Annotated in this window: 13 protein-coding genes and 2 pseudogenes; 2 read left to right on the forward strand and 13 right to left on the reverse strand. The window is 74.5% G+C overall.

Going from position 1 to position 15,586, the window contains the following annotated elements; translation table 11 throughout:
• Position 1: 1 nt before the first annotated feature.
• The 8 genes and pseudogenes from ACFV20_RS34025 to ACFV20_RS34060 all read right to left on the reverse strand — a co-directional run bounded on the left by ACFV20_RS34025 (position 2) and on the right by ACFV20_RS34060 (position 9,819).
• On the reverse strand, positions 2-1,291 hold the full coding sequence (locus tag ACFV20_RS34025) for an ABC transporter substrate-binding protein (RefSeq protein ID WP_385664217.1): 1,290 nt from the start codon (positions 1,289-1,291) through the stop codon (positions 2-4).
• Positions 1,288-2,382 (reverse strand): annotated as a pseudogene (locus tag ACFV20_RS34030) (branched-chain amino acid ABC transporter permease). The gene ACFV20_RS34025 and the pseudogene ACFV20_RS34030 overlap by 4 nt, the downstream one beginning before the upstream one ends.
• Before the next feature lie 46 nt (positions 2,383-2,428).
• A complete protein-coding gene (locus tag ACFV20_RS34035; RefSeq protein ID WP_385664219.1) occupies positions 2,429-3,325 on the reverse strand; it encodes a branched-chain amino acid ABC transporter permease in 897 nt (298 codons plus the stop codon).
• On the reverse strand, positions 3,322-4,122 hold the full coding sequence (locus ACFV20_RS34040) for an ABC transporter ATP-binding protein (RefSeq protein ID WP_385664221.1): 801 nt from the start codon (positions 4,120-4,122) through the stop codon (positions 3,322-3,324). The genes ACFV20_RS34035 and ACFV20_RS34040 overlap by 4 nt, the downstream gene beginning before the upstream one ends.
• Positions 4,119-4,940, reverse strand: a complete 822-nt coding sequence (locus ACFV20_RS34045; protein ID WP_385664224.1) for an ABC transporter ATP-binding protein — start codon at positions 4,938-4,940, stop codon at positions 4,119-4,121. The genes ACFV20_RS34040 and ACFV20_RS34045 overlap by 4 nt, the downstream gene beginning before the upstream one ends.
• A 186-nt stretch (positions 4,941-5,126) precedes the next feature.
• Positions 5,127-6,407 (reverse strand): PucR family transcriptional regulator, encoded by a 1,281-nt coding sequence (locus ACFV20_RS34050; RefSeq protein ID WP_385664227.1) that lies wholly within the window; start codon positions 6,405-6,407, stop codon positions 5,127-5,129.
• Between the two features lie 196 nt (positions 6,408-6,603).
• Complete coding sequence (locus ACFV20_RS34055; protein WP_385664230.1) at positions 6,604-8,628, reverse strand: LuxR C-terminal-related transcriptional regulator; 2,025 nt, start codon at positions 8,626-8,628, stop codon at positions 6,604-6,606.
• A 249-nt stretch (positions 8,629-8,877) separates the two neighbouring features.
• The gene (locus tag ACFV20_RS34060; RefSeq protein WP_385664232.1) at positions 8,878-9,819 is read right to left on the reverse strand and encodes a dienelactone hydrolase family protein; all 942 of its coding nucleotides are present in this window, start codon (positions 9,817-9,819) and stop codon (positions 8,878-8,880) included.
• A gap of 233 nt (positions 9,820-10,052) precedes the next feature.
• Here ACFV20_RS34060 and ACFV20_RS34065 point away from each other — a divergent pair.
• A pseudogene (locus tag ACFV20_RS34065) lies at positions 10,053-10,581 on the forward strand (hypothetical protein).
• Between the two features lie 313 nt (positions 10,582-10,894).
• Here the strand turns inward: ACFV20_RS34065 and ACFV20_RS34070 are convergent.
• Both ACFV20_RS34070 and ACFV20_RS34075 read right to left on the reverse strand, forming a co-directional pair.
• Positions 10,895-11,446, reverse strand: a complete 552-nt coding sequence (locus ACFV20_RS34070; RefSeq protein WP_385664235.1) for a snapalysin family zinc-dependent metalloprotease — start codon at positions 11,444-11,446, stop codon at positions 10,895-10,897.
• A gap of 79 nt (positions 11,447-11,525) precedes the next feature.
• Complete coding sequence (locus tag ACFV20_RS34075; protein ID WP_385664238.1) at positions 11,526-12,176, reverse strand: LysE family translocator; 651 nt, start codon at positions 12,174-12,176, stop codon at positions 11,526-11,528.
• A 255-nt stretch (positions 12,177-12,431) separates the two neighbouring features.
• On the opposite strand from ACFV20_RS34075, the gene ACFV20_RS34080 reads away from it, so the two are divergent.
• Positions 12,432-13,826, forward strand: coding sequence for a hypothetical protein (locus ACFV20_RS34080; protein WP_385664241.1), 1,395 nt, complete (start codon positions 12,432-12,434; stop codon positions 13,824-13,826).
• A gap of 14 nt (positions 13,827-13,840) precedes the next feature.
• On the opposite strand, the gene ACFV20_RS34085 is transcribed toward ACFV20_RS34080, so the two are convergent.
• Genes ACFV20_RS34085 through ACFV20_RS34095 form a run of 3 tightly spaced genes read right to left on the reverse strand, consistent with a single transcriptional unit; the run spans position 13,841 to position 15,405 of the window.
• Complete coding sequence (locus ACFV20_RS34085; RefSeq protein ID WP_385664244.1) at positions 13,841-14,647, reverse strand: rod shape-determining protein; 807 nt, start codon at positions 14,645-14,647, stop codon at positions 13,841-13,843.
• Positions 14,644-15,018 (reverse strand): TraR/DksA family transcriptional regulator, encoded by a 375-nt coding sequence (locus tag ACFV20_RS34090; protein ID WP_385664246.1) that lies wholly within the window; start codon positions 15,016-15,018, stop codon positions 14,644-14,646. Before ACFV20_RS34090 ends, ACFV20_RS34085 begins: the two co-directional genes overlap by 4 nt.
• Positions 15,019-15,063: 45 nt before the next feature.
• Positions 15,064-15,405: a TraR/DksA family transcriptional regulator gene (locus ACFV20_RS34095; protein ID WP_385664249.1), complete on the reverse strand. Its 342-nt coding sequence runs from the start codon at positions 15,403-15,405 to the stop codon at positions 15,064-15,066.
• Positions 15,406-15,586: the final 181 nt, after the last annotated feature.

The raw sequence follows: 15,586 nt of genomic DNA on the forward strand, positions 1-15,586 counted from the left end.
CTCACCGGGCCCGGGAGTCCAGGTACTGCTCGACTCCTGGCGCGGTGTGGGCCTTCTCCACGTTCACCGCGGCCCCCACCGCCTTGGCGTCCGGCTTGTGCACCCAGGTCGAGGTGCTGGCCGGGCGGGACTTGTCGGAGAAGTCCTGGGCGGTGCCGAGGCCGACGTCGACGGCGGCCTGGGAGCGGTGGGCCTTGACGACGTCCTCGCGGGCGAGGCTGCCGTTCTCGCAGGCCTTTCGCAGGTCACGGCCCATCAGCTGGGCGGCGTTGTAGCCGGACAGGACGCCGGAGTCGACGAGGGAGCCCGGGTACTTCTTCTGGTACGCGGCGACCATCTTGCGCACGCCGGCCAGGTCCGAGCTGACCGCGGGCGCGGAACTGACCACGTTCAGCAGGGCCGCCAGGGCGGGGGCGGCCGGTGTCTTCATCAGCTGCGGGGCGTAGCCGGGAGCGCTGCTGACGACCGGCACCTTCAGGCCGCGCGACGCCGCGACCCCGACCAGTGACGCCGTCTGGGCCGGTCCCGCGCTGATGAGGACCGCCTTGACGCCCGCCTTGCGCAGGGCCGAGACCTGCGCGGACAGGTCGGTGTCGGTCGCCTTGATCTTCTGGGCGGCGACCTTCAGACCGGCCTTCTTCGCGGCCCACCGGGAGCCCTCCAGCGCGTTCGCGCCGTAGTCGCCCTCGAAGTAGACGTGGCCGATCGTGTCACCCTTGCCGAGCCCCTTCTTGCGGGTGAGGAAGTCGACGGCGGCGATCATGTCGATGTCGTAGGTGGTGCCCAGGACCTGGACCGCGTCCCGGTCGAGCAGGGAGGCGGCCCAGGCCTGCGGGAAGGTGAGGACCTTGTCCCGCTCGATGTCGTCGAGCAGCGCGGCCATCACCGGTGAGCCGATGACCTGGGGCAGGGCCACGACGTCCGCGGACAGGTCGGCGTAGGCCGTGACGGCCTTCTGGACGTCGTAGCCGTGGTCCTTGACGACGATCTCCACGCGCCGGTCGCAGATGCCGCCGCGGGCGTTGACCTCGTCCGCCCACATCTGCTGGGCCTGCACGATGCTCTTGCCGAGGGTGGCGTAGGGGCCGGTGAGGTCGGTCAGCGCGCCGAGTCTGATGGTCTTGTCGGTGACTCCGGGTCCGGTTTTCGTGCCGTCGGCGCCGTCGCCGCCGGTACCGGCGGAGTCCGCCTTGGAGCTGCATCCGGTGGCGGTCAGGAGGAGGGCCGCGAGGGCCGTGGCCAGGAGCCGAGTGGGGCGTGTGCGGTGCGTGGGGTGGGGCGTGGGCTTCACGGGGTGGGCTCCTTGGCTCGTGCGGCTGACGCGGGTGAGGGTGTCGGGGAGGTGGCGTTCGAGGGTGGTGGTGCGCCTCGGCGGCCGCCGAGGCGTGTCCGCAGACGGCGGACCAGGCCGTGCAGTCCGTCGGGGGCGAAGAGGAGGATCAGGACGATCGCCGCGCCGTAGAGGTAGCGGGCGGCCTCGGTCGGGCCGACCGTTCCGTCGGTGGTGCCGGGGGCGGCCACCAGGGGGAGCCGGTCGGCGTAGCGGGTCATCAGCAGGGGCAGCGCCGTGACGAAGACCGCGCCGGCCGCGGCTCCGGCGACCGACCCGAGCCCGCCGATGACGATCATGGCGAGGTAGTCGACCGACAGGACGAGGCCGAAGTAGTCGGGCACCACGCGGCGGAAGGAGAGGGCGAGCAGCACCCCTGCCAGGCCCGCGTACATCGACGAGACGACGAAGGCGGCGGAGCGGTGGCGGGCGACGTCCACGCCCATCACCGCGGCCGCGGTCTCGCTGTCGCGCAGCGCCACCAGGGCCCGTCCGGAACGGCCGCGGAGCAGCCCGCGGGCGGTGAACCAGGTGAGCGCGAACAGGGCGAGTCCCAGGTACCAGAGCCGTTCCTCGGCGCCGAACGGCACGCCGAGCACGGTCAGTCAGGCATCCGAGGAGAAGGAGAAGCCGCCCAGTTCCAGCGGGGGGACCGAGCGGCCGTTGAAGCCACCGGTGACGGAGTCCGCGGTCAGCAGGACGTGGTGGCCGAGGAACACCAGGGCCAGGGTCGCGACACCCAGGTAGACGCCGCGCACCCGCCCGGCGACGGGGCTGAACAGTCCGCCGGCCGCCCCGGCGAGCAGGACCGCGAGGACGGCGGCCACACCGGTCGGCAGGCCGGGGCCGGGCTCACCGGCCAGCCACACGTAACCGTAGGCGCCCACGGCCAGGAAGAAGGCGTGGCCGAGGGAGAGCTGACCCGCTGTGCCGGACAGCAGGCCGAGGCCGATCGCGCCGACGGCCGCCGCCATCGAGAACAGGCCGATGCGCAGCCAGAACGCGTCGAGGTAGAAGGGCAGTGCGCACAGGACGGCGACGGTCGCGAGGATCCGGCCGAGCCGGACCGCAGGGAACGTACGGGCGTGGGAGAGACGCTCAGACACGGACCGCCGCCTTTCCGCCGAACAGCCCGGTGGGCCGCACCAGCAGCACCACCAGCATCACCGCATAGGGGGCGACGTCGCCGAACCCCTCGCCCAGGACGTGCAGTTCGGACTGGTAGCCGGCGACGAGGGCCTCGGTCATGCCGATCAGCAGGCTGCCCGCGAGGGCGCCGGGCGGGGAGGCCATTCCGCCGAGGATCGCCGCCGGGAACGCCTTCAGGGCGATCTGTCCCGTCGTGCGCTCCAGTCCGGGCGCGGGGAACGCGGCGAGGAAGACGGCCGCCAGCGCGGCCAGCGCTCCGGCCAGGCACCAGGCCAGCATGCGCACCCGCACCAGTCGCACGCCCATCAGGGAGGCGGCCTCGACGTCCTCGGCCGCGGCACGCAGCGACAGGCCCCACGAGGTGTACCGGAACAGGGCGAAGACACCGGCGATGACCGCGGTGGAGACCACGATCGCGGCGATCCGGCTGTCCGCGACCGTGACCGGCCCCAGCCCGCTGACCGCGTCGCCCCAGGGGTCGCCGAGCGAGAGCAGGTCACCGCCGATGCGTCGCGACAGGTCGGTGAGGACGAGGATGTCGACGCCGATGGTGACGATGGTCTGCACGTGCGCGCTGTGCGGGTCCGCCCCGCCGGCCTGGAGCAGGAACCGGTCCATGGCCCCGGCCACCGCCGCCGTCACCAGGACGGACACCGCGAGCGCCCCCGCGAAACCGAGGTCGTCGTGGAGTACGGCGGTGAGGTAGCCGCCGAGCAGGAGCAGGGAGCCGTGGGCGAAGTTCATCACGCCGGAGGCCTTGAAGATGATGACGAAGCCGAGGGCGACGAGGGCGTAGACCGCGCCGAGCGCGAGGCCGTTGAAGACGTTGTCCAGGAGGGTGGTCATGCCGCGTCCTCCTGTTCGGCGCCGGTGCCGAGATAGGCGCGCAGCACCTCGGGGTCGCCCCGGACCTCGTCCGGGGTGCCGTGCGCGATGGCGCGGCCGAAGTCGAGGACGGTGACCTCGTCGGCGAGCCGCATCACCAGACCCATGTCGTGCTCCACCAGCACGACGGACAGGCCGAGTTCGGCGCGTACGGCGTGCAGGACCTCGACCGTCCGGGCGCGCTCGGCGGCGTTCATCCCGGCGACCGGCTCGTCCAGCAGCAGCACACTGGGCTCCAGACAGAGGGCCCGGGCGAACTCCACGCGCTTGCGGTCGCCGTAGGACAGCGGCGCGACGGGGCTGTCGAAGTGCCGCCCCAGGCCGGTCAGTTCGGCGATCTCGCGGGCCCGGGCGAGGTGTTCGCGTTGTTCTCGCCGCGCGTGCGGCAGACGCAGCGCGCCGGCGACGAACCCGGCGCGGGACAGGGCGTGGCGGCCGAGCATCAGGTTGTCGGCGACGGTGCCCCCGGTGGTGACGATGTTCTGGAAGGTGCGGGCCACGCCGAGGGCGGCGATGCGGTGCGGTGCGAGCCGGGTGAGTTCGGTCTCTCCGAGCCGAACGGTGCCCGCGGCCGGGCGGCACAGGCCCGACAGCACGTTGAAGCAGGTGGACTTGCCCGCTCCGTTGGGTCCGATGAGCGCGTGGACGGTGCCGGGCGCGACGGTGAAGGACACCGCGTCCAGGGCGGTGAGACCGGCGAAGCGGACGGTCACGTCGGTCACGGCGAGTTCGGGCGGTGCGGTGGTGCGGGTGGTCACGCGGCTCCCTGCCCCTCGCCGGTCCCGGCGCCGGGCGCGGTCCCGTCCTGTTCCTCGGTGGGTTCTCCCAGGTACAGCCGTTTCACGGCGTCCGTGCGGGCGAGTGCGTCCGCGGGTCCGGACAGCCGGACCTCGCCGACCTCCAGCACGTGGGCGGTGTCCGCGAGGGACAGCGCCATGCCCGCGTTCTGCTCGACGAGCAGGACGGCGGTGCCCTGGGCGTTGATCTCGCGCACGACCTCGGCGATCCGGTACACCATCTGCGGTGCGAGGCCCAGGGAGGGCTCGTCGAGCAGGAGCAGGCGGGGCGCGGCCATGAGGGCCCGGCCGATGGCGAGCATCTGCTGCTCGCCGCCGGAGAGCAGACCCGCTGTCTGCCGGGTGCGTTCGGCCAGGCGCGGGAAGAGCGTGAAGACCCGGTCCCGGGCCTCGGCGACCTGGTGCGGGCGGCGTCGCCCGAGGCCGAGTCCGCCGGAGCGCAGGTTCTCGTCGACGGTGAGTCCGGCGAAGACCCGGCGCCCCTCGGGGACCTGGACGACACCGGCGCGCACGGCGGCGACCGGGTCGCGCCCGTCGAGTTCCGTAGCGCCGTAGCGGATACGGCCGGCCGTCACCGCGCCGCGGTGCAGGCGCAGGGTGCCGGACACCGCCCGCAGCAGGGTCGTCTTGCCGGCCCCGTTGGCGCCGAGGAGGGCGACGACCGTGCCGTGCGGGACGGTCAGGGACACGGAACGAAGGGCGGACACGGCACGGCCGTAGGTCACGTCGAGGCCCTCGACGTGCAGGGCGTGCTCTGCGTCCGGTGGTGCTTCGGGCATCACGGCTCCTCGGGTCCGTGCCGTCGGGCACGGGGGCTTCGGGGGCGGGGGCTTCGGGGGCGGGGCAGCCCACGACAGCACGGGCCCGGGCGGGCGGTACAGCAGTTCCGTCCGGGTGGCTGCGCGGTCCCAACGGGGGACGGCGGGGATTGTGCGGCTGCCCAGGCCCCTTCCGGGGAGCGGGCCTCAGCCGTGCAGCAGTCGGCGTGCCGTCAGGGCGAGGGCGATCTCGACCACGTCGTGGGGGCGGGCCAGTGAGCGGCCGGTGAGCTGCTCGCAGCGGCGCAGCCGGTTCAGGACCGTGTTGCGGTGGCAGTACAGCCGCTCGCCGGCCCGCTGGGCGGAGCCCTCGCAGGCGAACCAGGCGGCCAAGGTGTCCAGCAGGACGTCCCGGTCGGCCGGTTCGAGCCGGAGCAGGGGGCCGAGGGTCCGCTCGGTGAGGGCCGCGCCGAGCTCGGGGCAGGAGACGACCAGCGCCTCGGGCAGGCGGTCGGTGAGCCGGACCGTGCCGCCTTCGGGCGGGCAGAGGCCCAGGGCGAGATCGGCCAGGCGCCGGGCGTCGCCGACCGCGGCCAGTCCCGTCACGGCGCTGCCGACGCCGATGCGCTGTCCCGCCGGGCCGTCGCAGGTGAGGTCCGGTGCCGTGGCGTCGTCCTCGCCGCCCCTGTCGGCGACCAGGACGATGCCGTAGTCCACCTCCGCTCCCGGATGCCAGTGGACGGTCCGGCCGGGCGGCAGTGCGACGGCCCGGGTGCCCGGGAGGTGCGGGGGCCGGCCGCCGGTGACCGCGACGACGACGTACCGGCCGTGTTCCGGCAGGCCCAGGCTCTCGGCGGTCTCGGGGAGGTCCGCGATCCGGCTGGTGCCGTCCAGGAGGGCCGCCGCCAGCAGGCGCACCCGGTTCTCGCGTCGCCAGGCGAGCTGCCGTTCGGCCTGCCGGTAGGCGTCCGCGACGAGGGTGCAGTGCTCGTCGACGAAGTTCCACACGTCGGTGGCCACGTGCACGAGGAGCCGGACGTCCTCGGGTTGCGCGCGGGTGGTCTCCTCCACCAGCCGCTGCCACACCAGGGACCCGCCCAGCCGGAACGCGTGCAGCAGCGCGTCCAGCGGCAGTCCCTGCTCGGCCCGGGTGACGCCGATCCGCCAGGTGCAGCGGTGGGCGGCCTCACGGGCGCCACGCGGGTCGAGCAGCGAGGTCACGCTGTGCCGCAGCGAGCCGTACACCTCCTGCCAGGTGGCGGTGCGGTCGTTCTCCAGGCAGGTCCGGTACGCCGGTTCCTGCTCGCCCAGGACCGCCAGCAGCCGGTCGGTCAGATCCGGCAGGTCGTCGAGCAGGACCCGGGCGGCCCGGTGCAGGACGCGCAGCGCGTCGGCGTCGATCAGCGACCGGATCCGGCGTGAGCGCGGCTGCGGGATCTGCGTCGGCCCGGTGCGGAACGTCGTACGTGTGCGTGCGGCAGGGTGCATGGCGGTCCTCCCCCGACTGCGGCCTTCCGGCCGCGCCCGGCGCCGTCCGGGCGCAGCGGCGTCCGGCGGGTGCGCTGCCCGTCCGGCCGTCGTCACCCGCGTGGTGCTGCTCCGAAGGATGACATACCGTCCGGTCGGTCCCCAGGGTCGTGCGGCGTCTTCTTCTCGGAGCGGTGCCGCCGGTGCCGGGCCGCCTTCAGCGGAGCTCGCGGTCGACCATGCGGGCGAGCTCGATGCGGGAGCGCACGCCGAGCACGGCGAAGACGTTGCGCAGGTGGTAGTCGACCGTGCGGGTGCTGACGGCCAGCCGCCGGGCCACCTCCCTGTTGGTGGCGCCCTCGGCGACGTGCCGCGCGATGCGCAGTTGCTGTGGGGTCAGCCGGCCCAGCGTCGTGGCCGGCTGCTGCGCGGACGCGGCTCCGCCCGCGCGCAGTTCGCCGCGCGTCTGGTCGGCCCAGGCGCCGGCGCCGCAGCGCTCGAAGCCGACCAGCGCCGCTCCGAGCCGGCCGCGGGCCTCCCGCAGTCTGCGACGCCGCCTCAGCCATCGCCCGTACAGCAGCTCGGTGCGGGCCCGTTCGAACTCACCGCCCGATGCGTCGTGCAGGGCGAGGGCCCGCAGGTAGAGGCCGTCGGCTTCACGGTCGTCGGCTTCACGGTCGTCGGCGGCGAGCAGGGCGCGGCAGCGCGCGAGCTGGGCGCAGGCGTGCGGGTCGGCGCCGAAGGCCGCCCATCGAGCGAGGTCGGCGAGCACGCCGCGCGCGTCCTGCGGCTCCCCGGCGAGGACCGCGGCCTCCACGTAGCAGGGCACGGCGAGCATCCAGACGGCGAAGTGACCGCGCCGGGAGCCCGCGGTGACGAGCGGGCCGAGCCGGTCGGCGGCGTCGAGGGGCCGGCCGCGGGCCAGGTCGGCCCGGGCGATGGCCCACTCGGCGAGGGTCGCGGCCTGGGCCAGGCCGTGCCGGCGGGCCGTGTCCAGGGCGGCCGAGGCGTGGCCGGTGACCGCGGCGGTGTCCCCCTCGATGGAAGCGGCCAGGGCGAGCATCGCGTGGTGGCTTGCCGCGGTGTTGCGGTGCCCGGCCGTCAGCGCGGCGCGCACGCCCTCCTCCGCGTGGGCGCGCGCCTGGGCGTGGCGGCCGGCCCGCAGTTCGCCGTAGGCCAGGTACTCCAGGGCGCGCGCCTCGGACGCGGCGCACCGCGCGGTGCGGGCGGCCGCGAGGGCACGGGCGCCGGCGGTGCGGGCCGCGTGCACGTCCCCGAGGAGGAGGGCAGCGGCGGCGGCCCGCAGCAGCCGCTCCGGCCGGTCGTCGCGGCGGGCCCGGTCCAGTACGCGCCGCAGCGGTCCGGCGGCGAGTTCCGGCCGCCGGGCCAGTAGGGCACGCATGCCGTCGCGGTAGTCCCGCAGGAACGGGTCGGGGGCCCAGCCGGGCCCCCGCCCGGCTCCGGACGGCCCGGGCCGCCCTCCCCCGGCGGAAGGGAGGACGACGCCGGTCGCACCGGAAGGCGACCTGCCGCAGTGAGCCCCGGCCGAGGCGGGGTCCGTACCGCCGAGGGTGCTCAGGGGGAGGGCGGGGTCCGTGTCGTCGAGAGTGCTCAGGGGGAGGGCGGGGCCCGTGTCGTCGAGGGAGCCCAGACGGAGGCTGGGGTCCGTGTCGTCGAGAGTGCTCAGGCGGAGGCCGGGGTCCGTACCGCCGAGGGAACCCAGACGGAGTGTGCGGTCCGTACCGTCGAGGGAGCCCAAACGGAGGCCGGGGCCCGTGTCGTCGAGGGAGCTCAGGCGGAAGCCGGGGTCCGTGTCGTCGAGAGTGCTCAGGCGGAAGCCGGGGTCCGTGTCGTCGAGAGTGCTCAGGCGGAGGCCGGGGTCCGTGTCGTCGAGAGTGCTCAGGCGGAGGCCGGGGTCCGTGTCGTCGAGAGTGCCCAGGCGGAGGCCGGGGTCCGTGTCGTCGAGGGTGTTCAGGCAGAGGGTGATGTCGCCGGACGCCCAGGCGGCGTCCGCCGCAGACAGGCGTGCCGCCTCGGCCCTGTCCGGGGCGTCGACGGCGAGCAGGGCCGCGGCGAGCAGCAGGGTCTCGTGCGCGTCGCCCACCGGTCCGTCGAACAACTGCCGCCTGCCGCGCTCCAGTTCGGCGTGCCCGCGGTTGGTGGCTGTCGGCGGGGTGGCGTCCGGGCCCTGTCGGCTCCCCCGGCCGGGAGCCGTCCGCGCGTGCTGTCCCTCTGCGGTCATTCCCCGGAGGTTACTTGCGCGTAAGAACCACCGGAAGGCTGTGGTCCGGACGTCCCCCTACGCGAACCCACCGCCCTACCTGCGCGTTGGGCGGGCCGGGCCGGTAGGCGGACGGTGCGGCGGCCCAACGGAGGGCCGCCTCGGCTGTGCTGCCGCACACGGCACGGCGGCGGACGCGTCGCCCGCATCCGCCGCCGGCCCCACGGTTCTCGCTCCCCCCGGCTGCCGAGCGGCCGGGGGCGCCGGACGTCAGGAGCCGTGCGGGCAGTTGCCCCGGTACTCCTCGATGGTCAGGCTCGGCCGGGGCAGCGGGCACAGGAACTGCTCGTAACGGGTGTCGTTGTCGATGAACCGCTTGAGCCAGGAAATGCTGTACTTCGCGATCGTCGTGTTGGACGAGTTGGGCGTGAAGTGGGTCGCCGAGTTCAGTTCCAGGTAGGCCCGGTCCAGGGACGGGGACAGCCCCGCGTAGAAGGGTTCGGCGTGGGAGGCGACCGGGGCGATGGTGTCGCCGTCGGCTCCGAAGATCAGGGTGGGCGTGGTGACCTCGGGCCAGGTCTTGTCGAGGTTCCACGGGGTCAGCGGGATCGCCGCCCGCAGCGCCGGACGGGACTTGGCGGCCTCCAGGGTGCCGCCCCCGCCCATCGAGTGGCCCATGACGCCGAGGCGTGAGGCATCGACGCGCGTCCGCACGGAGCTGCGCTGGGTGAGGTGGTCCAGGGCGGTGAGCAGTTGCCGGCCGCGGGAGTCGGGCTGGTCGAGCGTGGTGAGGGTGTCGATGGTGAACACCACGAAGCCCTGCGAGGCCAGGCGCGGCCCGAGCCAGGCGATGGACGACTCGTAGGCGGTGTAGCCGGGTGCGATGGCCACGGCGCCGAAGGTGCCGTCGGCGGTGGTGGTGGGGTAGTAGATGGTGCCGCCGCCGAACCCGGTGACGGACAGCGCGGAGACGGACGTCTGCGACACGGCGTACGGGCCGCGGGGCGCCTCGATGCCGGAGGCGGTGGGAGCCGGGCCGCGCTCGTAGGGGTTGTCCGCGGCGTGGGCGCCCGGGCCGTTCAGGGGGCCCAGGCAGACGGCGACGGCGAGCGCGGCGGCTGCCGCGGCCAGTCGTCCGGCCCTGCGCCGGGCACCGTGTCCGAGGGAGCCGCCGGGGCGCGGGGGCGAGTCGGTGTGGGGGTGGAATCGCACGACGGATCGTCCTTCCTGTCGTGGCGGTCGGCCCGTTCGCGGGCACGCGGGGACCTGGGGCGTCCGCCGCGTGCCCGCGGTGGGGCACCGCCGTCGGGCTGGCCGTGCCACTGTCAGGGGCGGGCCGTCGCGCGCGGACCGGCGATATCACCGGTCTTGTGCGGCAGCGGTGCGCGGCTCCGAACGGCAGGCAGCCTGTTCGCCCTGACACGACGCCCTTTCGAGGAGGGGGCGTGGGGACGGCACCCGTGTGCCTCGACAGGGGCAGACGCGGACGTGGTCCTCCCTACGGCCGACGGTTCGACCGCATCGACCAGGGGGCCGGTGACTTCGCCTACTTCGCCACCGCCGCCGACCTGCGGCCGAGAAGGCGATCCCGGACGTCATGCGGGCCGCACGGCGGGAGAACCCCCGGTGCTCGGGGAGGAGGACGGACAGCAGGGCACCACCGGCGCCGCACGTCCGTGGCTGCCCGGCCCCCAGTGCGGCACGCCGAACTACGCGGGGGGGGCCACATGCTGGTCGCCGTCAACGTGGCGCCGCGGGATGGGTCGGCGGCGGATCCTAGCGGGCCGCACACGTCAGCGACGGCACCTATCTGCCCGGCAGCGTGCGCTTCGCGATCGGCATCGCGCCGTGCCGGGCCGCCGGCTGTGGCGTCACCGGGATCGACGTGCCCTGCTCGCGGCGGCCGGTGGTGGGCTCGTGACCGCCGCCGACGAGGAGACACACGGAGCGCTGATGTCGGTGCCGGGCGCATGAGCCGGTTGGGGTGACCGGAGGCGCTGGGGCCGTACGCCGGTACTCGCCCTGCTGCCCCGCCGCACCACGGAGTGGCGGGGCAGCCGTCGTAGCCGCCCCGCCACCGGCCGCCGGCGAGGGGGCGCGCGAAGCGCGGCACTTCCTCACGCGCGGTGTCGTACGCCGGTCCGCGATCACCCCGACCCGCGCCGGTCTACGGCCGCCCGGCGCGCGCCGGTATACGACCACCCGGCCCGCGCCGGTATACGACCACCCGGCCCGCGCCGGTCCATGATGACCCGGCGCGCGCCGGTCCACGGTCACCCCGGATGCGTCAGTCCACGATCACCCCCGCACGCGCCGCCGGTGCAGGCCCGGCGAGTGCGCCGCCGAAGTTGCCCTCGACCTCTGCCTTCTCCGCGGCGTTCGGGTACGGGTTCGTGCAGGCGGTGCCCGCGCTGGAGCCGGACATCAGGCTCGAACAGGGACCGGGCTTGCGGTCCGGCAGGCCCAGGATGTGCCCGAGTTCGTGCGCGGAGATACGGATCGTGTCGTACCCCTGGTCGACGGCCTGGCGCCCGATGTACACGGTGCCGTTGCCCAGGGTGCCGGGCAGGGCGCGGGGCCAGCCGTTGTCGGCGAGGACCCGGATGTTCGCTCGCTGTCCTGCCGTGACGGGCCGTAGCTCGACGGCGTCGACGCTCTCGTTCCAGATCGCCGCGCCCCGGTTGACGGCGCTCTTGAACTCCGCGGAGCCACTGGCGTCATAGGTCAGGACACGCGCGGCGACGGGGACTTCGGCCGCGGCCGCGACCTGGCCGCTCGTCAGGGACAGGGACACCAGGCAGGCGGCGGCGAGGCCGCCGGTCAGCGTACGGACGTGCATGATCGACCTCCTTGTGGGGGAAGGGCAGTCGTGCTCATGACATTTCTGGACTTTGCCCAGCCGTGTCCCCGCCGAACCCTCAGGCGACGGCCGCGACCGAGACGCCGATGGCGATGAACAGCCAGCCGGTGGTCAGCTCCCAGCGGTGGCGGACCCTCGGCCTGTCGAGCAGGGTGCGCAGACGCGCGGCGACCACGACCAGGGCGAACCAGTAGGCCACGCCGATGACGACGTCCAGCACGCCGAGGAAGAGGATCTGCCGCGTCATCGCGTCGTCACCGTCGACGAACTGCGGCAGGACGCTGAGGAAGAACAGGGCGGCTTTGGGGTTGAGCACGTTGGTGAGCAGCCCCTGGGTGAATGCGCTCCGCAACCGCCCCTGGCCGGGCCCGCCCGTCTCCGGCGGCTCGGGTGTGGTCCCGTTCGTGTCGCGCCGCTCGCGTGCGGCCCGGCGGGCGGCGAACACGGCCCGGACACCGAGATACACGAGGTAGGCGGCCCTCATGAGTTTGATCCCGGCGTACACCAGGGGTGAGCGGGTGGCGATCACGGAGAGGCCGGCCGCGGCGGCCAGCATGTGCACACACAGCCCGGTCTGGGCACCCAGCGCGGCCGCTCTGCCCTTCGCGGGGTCCTCGGCCGCCGATCTGACCACCACGAGGAAGTCCGGGCCCGGCACGACGTACGCCACCAGCACGACACCGAGGAAACCGAGCAGGTCGACCGTCATCCGCCCTCCACTCCGTCGGCCCGTGAAAGCTCCTGCTGCCGGGCCCCGTTGGCGCCTGTGCGCACCGGCGCCGGGTACCCCCGTGCGGGCCGCCCGGACACCATGGCCGTCGCAATCGCGTACTGAAAGGAACTCAGGCGCCCGCATGACCGCCCGCGTTGACCTGGAACGCAGGTGACCAGCACAATCTGCGGGCCCGCGCCGTCCGCGGGTGAGCCTGGGGGATCAGGCGGTTCACGGGGATCAGGGGGAATCATGTGTGACGCGTGTCCGGACCGCGAGACGATCCGTGCCATCGCGCTGAACCCGGCCGCGCCGGCCGACGTGCTGCTCCGGCTGCTGGCGCGGCAGGCCGTCGCGGCGTGGGACGTGCTGGCCTGGCGCGCGCTGCCGGACGAGGTGGTCGACGCGATCGTCGTCCACCCCGATCGCAGGCTGAGATCGGCGTTCGCCGAGAACCCCTCGGTGACACCGGAACAGCGCGCCCGGCTCGTCGACGATCCCGACCCGCGGGTGCGCGCGGTCCTCGCCCACGGCCCCGGCGGGTTCCGCATCCCCGTGGAGCCGCTTCCCGTGTCCGCGCAGAAGCGGCTGCTCGCCGACGAGGACGCGGGGGTGCGCGGGTGCGCGGCCGACTCCCGGCACACCGCGCCGGAACTGGTGGCCCTGCTCGCCGACCACGACGACGCGCAGCTGCGGCGGGCGGCATGCCGCGTGTGGGACCTGCTCCCCGGGGACGCCCGGCACCGTCTGCTCCACGACGCCGTGGACGACGTACGCCTGGCAGCCATGCGGCAGGCCTGCCGCGACGACGCGCGCTGCACCGACCTCCTGCTCGACGCGGACCTCGGCCCCTTCGAACGGCACGAGGTGATCCGCTACGGGGCCCTGAGCAGGGCGACCGCCGAGCGGCTCGCCGCGAGCTGCGCGGAGTCGGACCGGCGTGAGCTGGCGGCCAACCCCCATCTGCCCGGCGACCTCGTCCGCGAGCTGGCCGGCGACGAGGCGCACAGCGTCCGGCTCGCGGTGTCGGTGCGGCCCGAGCTGACCGAGGCCGAACGCGGCGCCGTCGACATCGCCATCGGCCCGTCCGACCGGCTGTACCCCGTCGCGTGGGTGCTTCGGTGCGCCGATCCCGACGTGCTGCGCCGATGCGCCCGGTCGGCCAACATCCTGCTGCGCCGCAGCGCCGCCTGCAGTGCGCACCTGCCCGCCGACGCCGTCGAACTGCTCTCCCGGGACGACGACTACGCCGTGCGGCTCCTCCTGTGCGAGCACCACACCGGGGTGGACGGCGAGGTCGTGCTGCGGACCTACCTGGACTGCCGGGTCATCACCAAGGGCGCCCTGCTCGGCCACGCCGACTTCCCGCGCGCGGGCGCCGGCCGCCGTTTCGCCGACGACCCGGACCCCGAGAAGCGGCGGCTGGTGGGAGTCGACCCGCACGCCCCCGCCGACCTGCTGGTCCGGCTGCTCGCGGATCCCGACGAATGGGTGCGGGGCATGGCCGCCGCGCACCCCGCCCTGCCGGTCGACCAGATCATGGAGAGCTGCGAGGACCCGGCGCTCTCCTCCCGGGCGTTGAGCAACCCCGGTCTGCCGCCGGAGGTCATGCACCAGTTCCTGGACACACTCGGCGTCCCCCGCTGACGCCGATGCCGGGCCTACCGCGGGTGGGTGACGGCAGAGGGATGGGAATGGGCGGCCTGCAGGAACCTGGCGGCACCCCGGACCGCAGCGGTGTGCGGCGCGGGGACGATGTGCACGGGTGCCTTCAGACGGTCGGTGAGCGGGTAGGTGATCTCCGGCCGCAGGGCTCCGCCGCCGGCCAGGAGGACGCCGCGGCGCAACGCTCCCGCGGTGAGCGAAGTGCGGTCGTGGCGGCGGATCGCGGTCAGCATGGCGACCACCGCTTCGACGATCTGCTCCGGCGCGGCCGTCTCGCCGAGGTCGCCGGTGCCCAGCGCCGTCCGGTGCGCGTCGGTGACGGCCCCGTCGCACAGCAGCACCACCTCCGTGAGATGGGCGCCGATGTCCACCACGAGCAGCGGCCGGGACAGGTCGGCGTCGGCGGCCAGGGCGATGCTCCGGGCGCCGGGGACGGTCAGGACGCTGCGGGGCCGCAGCACCTCGGCCGCGGCGCGGGCCCGGGTGCGGTAGGCGACACCGCCCAGGACGGGCGTGGTGACGATGACCATGGGGCGGGTGAACCGGGGCAGCCGGTTGCCGAGGAGGCGCTGCAGCATCCGGGCGCACCCCGAGGTGTCGACGATGGTGCCGCGCTGGACCGGGTGGAGCCCACCGGTGCCGGGAAAGGTGACGGTGGGCACGTCGACGACCGTGCCCTTGCCGGCGAGCCAGACGCGCGTGCGGGCGCTGCCCATGTCGAGGGCGATGCCGCAGCAGCGCCGGCACCCGGGCCACGGCCGGTGACGGCCGCCGTCGCCGGGCAGGTCCTGGGCGCCGGTCATGGCTGTGCCTGCTTGACCTGCTGGCAGCGCGCGCAGTAGCGGGCCTGCGGCACGATCATGAGCCGTTCGTGTTCGATGGGGCGCCGGCACAGGTGGCAGCGGCCGTAGGTGCCCTCGTCCATGCGGGTGAGGGCACATTCGACGTCGTTGAGGACCATGCGGGCTGAGGCGGCGAGTTTGACGCGGACCTCGACGTGCGCGGCGGCCCGCTGCCGGAGCCGGTCCTCGGCCCGGGAGGTGGCCGGTCCGGCGAGCAGGCGCAGTTGCTCCCGGCGGAACAGCCGCTGCTCGTGGAGGTTCTCCCGCAGCGCGGCGAGGTCCTCGGCGGACAGGTGCGTCGTGCTCGGGTCGATGGTCTGGTGGTTCACCACATCACCCCTTTGCGGCAGGTCGGAGGAGGGCGGTACGGGGGCGGGTCAGGCCGTGCGGCGCTGGCAGGCGACGCAGTGGCGGGTGTAGGGGAGGATCTCGAGCCGTTCCGCTGGAACGGGCTTCGCGCAGCCCACGCAGATCCCGTAGCTGCCGTCGTCGACCCGGGCGAAGGCGTCGTCGATCTCCTTGAGGGCCCGTTCCATGGCGGCTCTCTGCGCGGCCAGCAGGTGATCGTCCGGGCTGTGCCCGGTCTCGTCGAGGGCGCGCAGCTGAGCCAGCCGGGCGGCGCGGGCGTGCTCCAGGCGCCGGCGGGCCTCGTGCAGGTGGGCCTCGTGCAGGTGGGGCTCATGCAGATGGGGCTCGGCCCGGGTGACGTCGAGCGACATGGTCGGCTCCTCTCTCGGCGACGGACGCGGGGTGTCCGCGGGTCCAGTCATGCGCGGCGGGCGGCCCGGGGGTGTCGCCCGGCCTCCCGCCGCCCCGGCGGGTGGTGGGGTGTTTCTCGCCACAGAGCCGGGCCCCGTGAGGCGACCGACGGGGGAGGGGCTCAGTTGGCCCCGGGGTCCG

It is taken from the genome of Streptomyces sp. NPDC059696 (assembly GCF_042733745.1).
GTDB lineage: Bacteria > Actinomycetota > Actinomycetes > Streptomycetales > Streptomycetaceae > Streptomyces.